Origin of the sequence: Citreimonas salinaria (assembly GCF_900107235.1) — a bacterium.
GTDB classification, from domain to species: Bacteria; Pseudomonadota; Alphaproteobacteria; order Rhodobacterales; family Rhodobacteraceae; genus Citreimonas; species Citreimonas salinaria.
Genome location: NZ_FNPF01000036.1, coordinates 1 through 9,112, shown reverse-complemented (window position 1 = coordinate 9,112; position 9,112 = coordinate 1). Strand labels below are relative to the sequence as shown.

Below are 9,112 nucleotides of genomic sequence, written 5' to 3'. Positions count from 1 at the left end.
CGGTTTACCCATCTCTGCCCCCCATATCTGCCATATCGGCAGGGAATCACAGAAAGAACGCCTTGAGAATCCCGAATCCAATCAAGGGCGATACGCTCTAGACCATCACCGCAAGGCGGATGTTGCCGGTCGACGTCTTGCAGCAGCGCAACGGGCATGGCTTGCTCATGCATCGAAGCTACGATGCAGCCTCGCCATGCTCAAGCGATGTTTCCGATGGGCGCGACCATGGCGGTCATCCTGCTCGGCTGCTGGACGTGACGAGAATTGCTGTATGAAATTTCTTCTGTTTCGCGCTGGTTCCGACGGCCGGGGGGGCGTGACCGCCGGACCCCGGCGGCGCAGAATTACCCAGATGCCAAGGGAAGGCGGGTAGGTGGTGGACTGAGCGAGATCGTGATGATGGAATTGAAGTGGCAGGCCTCGGCGTCAGCGCCTTCGGGCGGCAGACCTGGCCCGAAACTCGGCTCGCCTGGGAGGACCCGGAACAGGTAGTTCACGACGGGTACGCGCAAGACCTGCCAAAATGTCATCGCGAACGACCTTTAAGCTCGGGCTCGCCTCGCCCGGCATGATGTCGTTATTGCCGCGATCGCTGCCGGTGCGGTCGATTTGCGCTATCCTCGAGAGGGCTCCACTGGAGAGGAGCGAGGGCCAGTGGTGCGCCATCTACGGCCGATATCCGTCCCACCCGATCGAGACGCCGTTGTTCCGTTCCGTGACAGCCTTCATGGCGCCACGCGTTGATCTGCGGACAAGGTCACGTCGTGCTGCTGCACGAACTACGCGCCGTTCACCCGACCGCGCTCGCAACCGCCAGCTTGTCCTCGACCCAAAGAACCTTGCCCTTCATGGCCCCTCCACGCGGCAGCCGGTGCAACCGAGCCGTTCGAGGAACTGGGACCTCAGGATTTGCTGTTGTGCTCGGGCTTGTTCTTGCGATCGGTCGAGGCGAAGTCCTCGAGCTGATCCTCGCTCATGCTATCGTACATATCGCGTGCGGGACCCTCGAGATCGCTCACTTTTGTCTCGCCGCGCTTCGCGGACAGGGCGGCACCGGCGGCCTTCTGTTGCGCTTTGGACTTTGCAGGCATTGGAACATCCTATTGCGTGTCCGTTCGCTGGTTGAACGCCTGGTTCGCTTTGACGTTCCGAGATTATTCTGCGTCTCGACCTGCTCACATCGCTTTAGGACACAGGCTGCCTCTGTCGCCCTTGCCTTCTGTCGTCTCGCCTTCCGTTCGCTTCGCCGTGGTGGAACCGGTTCGGGCCAAGCCGTCTTCTCGAGCCGATCGGGAGGATTGCAGCGCCGAGGCCAACTTCTACGCAGCTCTGCAATCCGATCACGTGCCCGCGTAACTGAGCGAATTAGCCTCCGGCAAACCCCGCGCAGCTCAGCTCGGCCTTGCGTGAGAGTGACACAGAGTCGATGCGCGCTGCTAATCATCCTCGATCGATCGGTTTGGTATCTGCTCTGAAGGCACCATGTGCTACCCCACGCGTCCGGTCGCCCCGTCGCTGGCGGATTTCGAGGAACATCGTGCGAAGCTGTAGTTAAGGGCCCGAATCTTCGCGGCACCTGATGCTCGACCTGACGGGGTGCGGCTGAAGAGTCGAAGTACTTCTGCCGGAGGACCAGAGATGGCGGTCAGAGCAACGTGGAAGGGGACGATCAAGCTCGCCGAGCTCGCATTCCCGATCTCCCTTTACGCGGCCGCAACGACGTCGAAGCGCATCTCATTCCACATCTTGAACCGAAAGACCGGCAATCGGGTGCAGCGCGAGTACATCGACGAGGACACTGGAGAGTCGGTCGAGAAGGAGCACCAGGTCAAGGGCTACGAGACCAGCAAGGATCAGTACATCATCCTTGATCCCGAGGAGATCGCCGACGCGGTTCCCGACAGTGACAAAACGCTCAAGATCGAAGCCTTTATTCCCTGCTCGGAGGTCGAGACCGCCTACTTCGACAAGCCATACTTCATCGCGCCCTCCGACAAGAATTTCGCGGGTTCATTCGCGGTCGTTCGCGAGGGGATGCGCAGGAAGAAGGTGGCTGCCCTCGCCCGCGCAGTCCTCTTCAGACGCGTCAGGACCGTGATGCTGAGGGCGCAGGGCCTCGGGCTCATCGCCCATACGTTGAATTTCGACTACGAGGTGCGGCCAGCCGCCGAAGTCTTCGACGATCTTCCTGATTTCGAGATTGAAGGCGAGATGCTTGACCTGGCGAAACACATCATCCAGACAAAGTCCGGGGATTTCGATCCTCGGGACTTCGACGATCGGTATGACCAGGCCGTCGCCGAGCTTGTAAAGGCCAAGATCGAGGGGCGCGAGATCAAGCCGCCGAAGAAGCCGAAGGAAACGAAGGTCACCAGCCTTATGGATGCGCTTCGCGAGAGCGCGAAGACATCCGGGAAGACGAAGCCATGAACGCCGTCGCGGAAGAAGGCCGCATCTGGGTCGGGAGCGAAAAAGGAGTCCGGGTCGCAGCGCCGGAAAACCGGGTAAATGGCCCTCGAGAGCTACAACAAGAAGCGGGACTTCGAGGCCACGCCGGAGCCCCGCGGCGAGATCGGCGGCTCGGAAAGCGGCGACAGCTATCTGATCCAGAAGCACGCGGCGCGCCGGCTGCACTACGACTTGCGCCTCGAGCTCGACGGCGTGTTGCTGAGTTGGGCCGTAGCGCAAGGTCCCAGCCTTGGTCCGGGTGAGAAGCGTCTGGCGGTGCAGACCGAGGACCACCCGCTCGACTACGGAGACTTCGAGGGAACCGTCCCAAAGGGAGAGTATGGCGGGGGCACCGTTATCCTGTGGGACCGTGGCTCGTGGAAGCCCATGAACGACCCGCGGAAGGGGCTGGAGAAGTGTCATCTGGAATTCGAGATCCAGAGCGAGAAGCTGGGCGGCCGCTGGCATCTCACCCGAATGGCGCGCAAGCCGCGCGAGAAAAAAGACAACTGGCTCCTCATCAAGGGCGATGATGAGTTCGCCCGCGAGGAGGGCGACCAACAGATTGTCGACGAGCGCCGGATTCGGTAAAGGCGGGGCGCGTGGTCGAGGAGGTGGCTGGCGAGGACGCCGGTTGGTCGTCGACGACCAGTAAGATCGAGCAACCCCCGGAAGAGCTGCCGCCAATGCCGGCGAAGGCAAAGGCGGCGGAGTATCCTGGCTTCATCTCGCCGGCCCTCGCCACCCTGAAGCCGTCTGCTCCGTCCGGGGAAAAATGGCTTCACGAGATCAAGTTCGATGGCTACCGCCTGCAGGCTCATGTGCGTGAGGGCCGCTCCACGCTCTTTACCCGCAGTGGTTACGACTGGACCGACAGGTTCGGCGGCGCGATACCGGCAGCTCTCGGGCAGCTGAACGCGCAAGACGCCATTCTGGATGGTGAGCTCGTGGTCGAAGGGCGAGCGGCGCGTCGGACTTCTCGTTGTTGCAGTCGGATCTCTCGGAGGGTCGGGTCGACCGCCTGGTGTTCTTCGCCTTCGACATCCTTCATCTTGACGGCAAGGATCTGCGCCCGGCGCCGCGGGAACATAGACAGCACCGCGACGTTGCTCTGGAACACGGAAACCTGGAAAAGGAACAACGTGATGTTGATCAAGACTTTTTTAAGCGCCACGGCCTGCAGCCTACTTGTGGGCACAGCAGCCTTCGCCCAGGACGACGTAGTCGTTCTGACAGCAGACGAGTTGACGGCTGCGGATGAAGCCGCAGACCTTATGTTCATCGAAATGTACGGCGACGCCGTGCCGACCTACGTCACTGCCACCGATGCCTACGCCACCATGCAGGCTATGGGCTACACCGGCATCCATGACCTTGACGTCGAATGGGGCCTCTACGAGGTCGAAGCCTTCGCTCCTGACGGGAACGAGGTCGAGATCGAGTACGATCCGGTCACCGGGGCAATCCTCGACATTGATGACAACTGGTTCTGACCGACCTGCTCACGTCTGAGTAGGCTGTGACGGCAGTACACGAAGGAAAGACAAATGCGGCAGCACAGATTGCCGCATCTTTTGTGCGTGATCAAATGTGGCGCACCCGTGGAACGCTCCGCCCAGCAAGCGTTCTTGGCCGATCGGCCGTCGTCAGGAATGTTGCAAGCCCGCTCACCGCAGCCCGATGGGGGCGAGCAGATAGACGACCGCCGCAAGAACTATCGTCGCCGTGAAGCCGGCATGGATCGCCAGCAGCGTGGCGAGTATTGCGGCAACCACCGAGGCGCAGCCGTTGATCCCCCAGGCCCAGGGGACCAGGTCCGGGTTCGCCCGTGCGATCAGCGCCACTCCAAGCGGGAATGGCATTCCCATCAGACAGGCGAGCGGCGCAACGAGAACAAGCGTGACGGCGATCTTGATGGCATCCGGCCACGCAATCAAAGCTTCGAGAAGCGGAGGCAGCAAGAACAGATAGAGCGTAGCCAGGACAGCAACGCCCAAGGCCGAGAGTTCTATGGCGCCGATCTTTCGGCCAAGAACGCTTTGGGCGCCCCATCGGGCCATGGCGCGGTCCAGCCGGGAAGCCAGTGCACTGCCGACTCCGGCGAATACCAGAAAGCCCGCCAGGATCACCGCGACCGCATAGAGCGGATGACCAAGAAAGAGAATGAAGCGCTGAATATAGGCGATCTCGATGAACAGGAAACCGAGGCCCAGCGCCAGAAAGTAGAGCGACACGCCGGTCTTGGGCGTGCTGCCGGCAAAGCCCCGGCGCCGCAGCAGAAGCGGAGCCACGATCAGCAACAGCGAAAGCACTATCGCCTGCACGAGTGTCGCAAACAGGATGAGGTATCCCATGTCGAGCATTGCCGCGGCGCCTTGGCGGCGCAGCTCGAAGAGCTCCGGCAGGAAGCGCCACTCGAAGAAGTCGTTGAAGAATGGGCGATCGTCGGTAGCTGGCGAGATCGCGAACTTGTAGGTGCCGATGAATGCGTCGGCCTCCCGGCCAAGCAAGGCCGTGGCAGCTTCGAAGAAATACGGATGCTCGAGGATATTGAAGCGGTTCGCTTCCTCGGCACGGATCCCTGGATACCATGCCAGATCGAAGGACCGGGCTCGGGCGAACTCTTTTAGGGAGGCGATCTCTGCCTGCGCCAATTCGCCGTTCTTCACGATCAGCGTGGCCGTCTTCCAGCTTCGCACCATCGCGAGTTGCCGCCCGGGGTCGACCGCGCCGCGCTCGCGCAGCGCCTCCACGGCAGTGGCGAACAGTTTCACGGAGTCGCGCGGCGGTAGCTTTGCCCAGAGCGTTATCGACAGCACTCCTCCGGGCTCCAACGTTTCGAGATATTTCTGCAGCGCCTCGACTGTATAGGTGTAGCTTTCGTGGAGGCTCTGTGTGCCCGCCGAAGCCGCGCCGAAGGAGTAGAGAAGCGGTATCTGGATCAGGTCATAGCGCTTCCGGGTTCGCTCGATGAAGCTGCGTGCCTCGGCGACGTGCAGATCGACGCGCGGAAGGTCATAGATGCCGCCCGCGAACTCGGCGTACTGGTCTGCGACGAGATCGGCCAATTGCGGGTTGAGTTCTACAGCGTCGATTTCCCGCGCGCCGTGATAGAGAGCCAGGAGCACCTGTTCACCGCCCCCGGCTCCAAGGATAAGCGTCTCGGGCTCCTCCACAACGTGGTAGGGCAGGGCAGAGGTCGTGTAGTCCAGATAGCCCAGCGGCTCGAGTTCGCCGGTGAACCGCGTGATCGTGCTCAGCGAGTCGGCATCGGTGAAGATCCCGAGTTGCTCTGGCGGCTCTATCGTGTTGGCCAGCGACAGGCCGGGCGCATAGCGGAACGGGATTGTCGGGCTCGCGACGACGCTGATCAGCCCCAGCGGACTCGAACGCTCGGCGATCACGCGGGCGTCTGGCGTGCGCAGTGCCATCGGCAGGCCCTTGAACTGGGACACGTGCGGCTGGATGGCGGTGAGTCCCGACGGAAGCCAGGCTGCGCTCAGCAACGCGAGCGCAGCAAAACTGACGGCGGCGAGCCGTGGGCCTCTGCGGGCAGAGGGCAGAAGGATCAACGCCGCCGAGAGAAGTCCGGCTGCACTGACCAGCCGGAGCGCCACCGCGGGAGTCACCAGGAAAAGAATGCCGACCATTCCCAGCGCCCCCACTCCCGCGCCGACAAGGTCGTAGGCGTAAAGCCGACCGATCTCGGCCGCGTGTCGGGTGAAGGCCAGACCGACGGCAGCGCCGCCGAAGAAGAACGGCAGGACGAGCACGCCATAGCTCGCGCCCAGCCAGATCATCTGCTGCGGGTCCCAGACGAGGGCCAGCGGATTGAACGGCAACCGCGCCAGGATCGCGAAGGCACCGACAGCCGTCGCCCCGAAGAACGCTGCACAGGTGGCGAAGGCAGCCGTGAAGTGCGGCACCACCCGCGCCCGGGTCAGGGCCAGCACCGTGCCACTTGCGCCAAAGCCAAGCAGCGCGATCGAAATGATCATGTAGGCAAAGTGATGCCAGCTTATGATCGCCAGCAGCCGGACCAGCAGCACCTGATACGCGAGGATCGCAGCCGAGACGACGGCGACAGCGAATAGGGTCGGCCGGTTCACCTCACAGGCTCACTGCTCGGCGCGGGTGAACGGCACGAACTGGACCGGAAGCAACTGCCGGGACGTGATGCTGCCGTCTTCCTGTTTCTCGACCAGCATGAGTTGCTGGGCCGAAAACGGCCCGCCGATCGGAATGACCATTCGGCCGCCGGGCTTGAGCTGCTGGACAAGCGGCGGCGGGATCTGGCTGGCCGCGGCGGTCACGACGATCGCGTCGAACGGAGCTTGCTCGGGCCAGCCGTAATAACCATCGGCGATCTTGGCCTCGACATTCTCGAAACCGAGATCGGCGAAAGTTCCGGCGGCGCGCTCGCCGAGTTCGGGAACGATCTCGATGGTATAGACTTCTTCGGCCAACGGAGAGAGCACCGCCGCCTGGTATCCCGAACCGGTGCCGACCTCCAGAACCTTGTCGCCGGGTTCGATCTTTAGGAGATCGGTCATCAGCGCGACGATGAAGGGCTGCGAGATCGTCTGACCGTAGCCGATCGGCAAGGGACGGTCCTCATAGGCCAACAAGCGGACGTCCGGGGGAACGAACTCGTGGCGCGGCACCGCCCGCATCACCTCCAGAACTACAGGGTCGACACCTGCCTCGACGCTCGGGGCGGAAAGCGCATGGGCCTGCACCGTTTCGACCATATTGGCGCGTTCTTCGGCGCGGTCCTGCGCGGCGGCAGGCAGAGTGGCGCAGATCGAAAGTGCGAGGGCGGCGAACCAACGCTTCTTGTTTGTCATCCGATTTCTCCGGATTTCTGGGTTCTCCTTGGCGGAACGTCCGCGCGAGCGAAGCGTTCCGCAGTGAAGTTGGGAGGAGTTGCCGTGGGCACTCATGATCTTTCGCGCCGGACGTTACTTCGCGGAGCGGCGGCATCTGCGCTCGGAGTTGCCGCATCCGGAGCCGGGCCCGCGTTCAGCCAAGGAGGTCTGCCCGAAAACGAGCGCGGAATCGTTTCGGCGATCGAGGCCGCAGCCGAGCCCCTGCCGGGCATTGCGAGCGATGCGTTCGCGTCGGTGATCGACCGGTTCGCGGATGCGCGGGTGATCCTGCTTGGCGAGTCGACGCACGGCACCGACCAGTTCTACCGGGCACGGGCCGCAATCACCGAACGACTGATCCGGGAGCATGGCTTCAACATCGTGGCGATTGAGGCAGATTGGCCTGACGCGGCCCGGATCGACGCCTATGTGCGCGACCGGGCCGAGATGCCGACCGCCCTCACGCCGTTCCAGCGGTTCCCGGTCTGGATGTGGCGCAATCGCGCGATGCGCGACTTCGTGGACCGCCTGAAAGTGATCAATCAGCAGATCGATGATCCGGACCGTCGCGCCGGCGTCCACGGGCTCGACCTCTACTCGCTGCCCTCCTCCATGGATGCGGTCGTGGATTTCGTGCGGCGCCACGATCCGGCCGCGCTGCAAGAGGTGCGCGAGCGTTACGGTTGTCTGGCGCCGTGGGTGGACGATCCGGCAGCCTATGGCGCACTGGCACAGCGCTCGCCTGCGGACAGCTGCTCGGACGAGGTGGTCGCGGTGATCGAGGACGTGCTGCGCGACCGTATGAGCATGATCGAAGCCAGCGATTCTGCGTTCTTCGATGCCTTGCAGAACGCGCGGGTGGTTGCCGCCTCCGAAGCCTATTACCGCGCGATGTATGAGGGGTCGGTTGCCTCGTGGAATCTCCGTGACACCCACATGTTCGAGACGCTGCAGGCAGTTCTGGAGGCCCGCGGTCCGGACGCGAAAGCGGTGGTCTGGGCGCACAACTCCCATGTCGGGAACGCGGCAGCGACGCAGATGGGGCGCCGCGGCGAGATCAATATTGGGCAACTCAGCCGCGAGGCGTTCGGCAACGACGCTGTGCTGGTCGGGTTCGGCACGGATCGGGGCACGGTCACCGCCGCTCACGGATGGAACGGGGCCACCGAGACGATGATCGTCAGGCCCTCGGTCCCCGCAAGCTGGGGGGCGCTGATGCGGGAAGCAGAGCCGGACCGCTTCTTCCTCGACATCCGCAATGTGGCGGGGCTGGCCGAGACACTCGAACCGTGGCGCCCCGAACGGTTCATAGGGGTCATCTACCGTCCGCAGACCGAGCTGGTCAGCCACTATGCAGAGGCGTCCCTGTCGGCTCAGTTCGACGCCTATTTCTGGTTCGAGGAAACCGACGCCGTCGAACCGCTCCCCGCTGTCGAACTGGAGGCCATGCCGCAGACCTATCCGTTCGCACTCTGAAAACGTCGCCCTCCTCGCGACACTTAGATCTTTTTGACCCGACACCGTCTTCGGACAGGACTGTCGCCGAAGCGCGCCCGGTAGTTCCGTGCGAAGCGGCCCAGATGCGAGAAGCCGCAGGCATGAGCCACGTCACCCACCCCTTCGGGATCGCGGTGGCGGCTCAGCCTGTAATGCGCAGAGTCGAGCCGCACCTGCCGCAGACATTCCATCGGCGTAAGAGGCTTTGTTGCGCAAAGAGGGTGAAGCGCGAACCTCCCCTTTCCCCGGACGCACTTATCCCACGGGTTCTGTGACAGGTATGCCAAGCGCGGTGT

General features: G+C 63.0%; 8 protein-coding genes. 4 read left to right on the top strand and 4 right to left on the bottom strand.

Translation table 11 applies throughout. From position 1 onward, the window contains the following. Window positions 1-905: 905 nt before the first annotated feature. Window positions 906-1,094 carry a DUF3008 family protein gene (locus BLW27_RS19965; RefSeq protein ID WP_089886424.1) on the bottom strand — a complete coding sequence of 63 codons (189 nt, stop codon included), beginning with the start codon at window positions 1,092-1,094 and terminating at the stop codon, window positions 906-908. A 547-nt stretch (window positions 1,095-1,641) separates the two neighbouring features. Between BLW27_RS19965 and ku the strand changes: the two genes are divergently transcribed. From ku to BLW27_RS21555, 3 genes are all read left to right on the top strand, one after another. Further along, a complete protein-coding gene (ku, locus tag BLW27_RS19960) occupies window positions 1,642-2,433 on the top strand; it encodes a non-homologous end joining protein Ku (RefSeq protein ID WP_089886422.1) in 792 nt (263 codons plus the stop codon). A 78-nt stretch (window positions 2,434-2,511) separates the two neighbouring features. Beyond that, window positions 2,512-3,042, top strand: a complete 531-nt coding sequence (locus BLW27_RS21560) for a DNA polymerase ligase N-terminal domain-containing protein (protein ID WP_218141191.1) — start codon at window positions 2,512-2,514, stop codon at window positions 3,040-3,042. 11 nt (window positions 3,043-3,053) lie between these two features. Next, on the top strand, window positions 3,054-3,944 hold the full coding sequence (locus tag BLW27_RS21555; protein WP_218141190.1) for an ATP-dependent DNA ligase: 891 nt from the start codon (window positions 3,054-3,056) through the stop codon (window positions 3,942-3,944). A 174-nt stretch (window positions 3,945-4,118) separates the two neighbouring features. Here BLW27_RS21555 and BLW27_RS19945 read toward each other — a convergent pair whose 3' ends face one another. Together BLW27_RS19945 and BLW27_RS19940 are read right to left on the bottom strand one after the other, a co-directional pair. After that, complete coding sequence (locus BLW27_RS19945) at window positions 4,119-6,560, bottom strand: spermidine synthase family protein (RefSeq protein WP_089886419.1); 2,442 nt, start codon at window positions 6,558-6,560, stop codon at window positions 4,119-4,121. Between the two features lie 9 nt (window positions 6,561-6,569). Continuing rightward, window positions 6,570-7,298 (bottom strand): protein-L-isoaspartate(D-aspartate) O-methyltransferase, encoded by a 729-nt coding sequence (locus BLW27_RS19940; protein ID WP_089886427.1) that lies wholly within the window; start codon window positions 7,296-7,298, stop codon window positions 6,570-6,572. A gap of 276 nt (window positions 7,299-7,574) precedes the next feature. Between BLW27_RS19940 and BLW27_RS19935 the strand changes: the two genes are divergently transcribed. After that, entirely contained in the window at window positions 7,575-8,795 is a 1,221-nt protein-coding gene (locus tag BLW27_RS19935; RefSeq protein ID WP_177178021.1) for an erythromycin esterase family protein, read from the top strand. A gap of 23 nt (window positions 8,796-8,818) precedes the next feature. Here BLW27_RS19935 and BLW27_RS22180 read toward each other — a convergent pair whose 3' ends face one another. Further along, the gene (locus BLW27_RS22180; protein WP_089886415.1) at window positions 8,819-9,007 is read right to left on the bottom strand and encodes a helix-turn-helix domain-containing protein; all 189 of its coding nucleotides are present in this window, start codon (window positions 9,005-9,007) and stop codon (window positions 8,819-8,821) included. Window positions 9,008-9,112 lie beyond the last annotated feature (105 nt).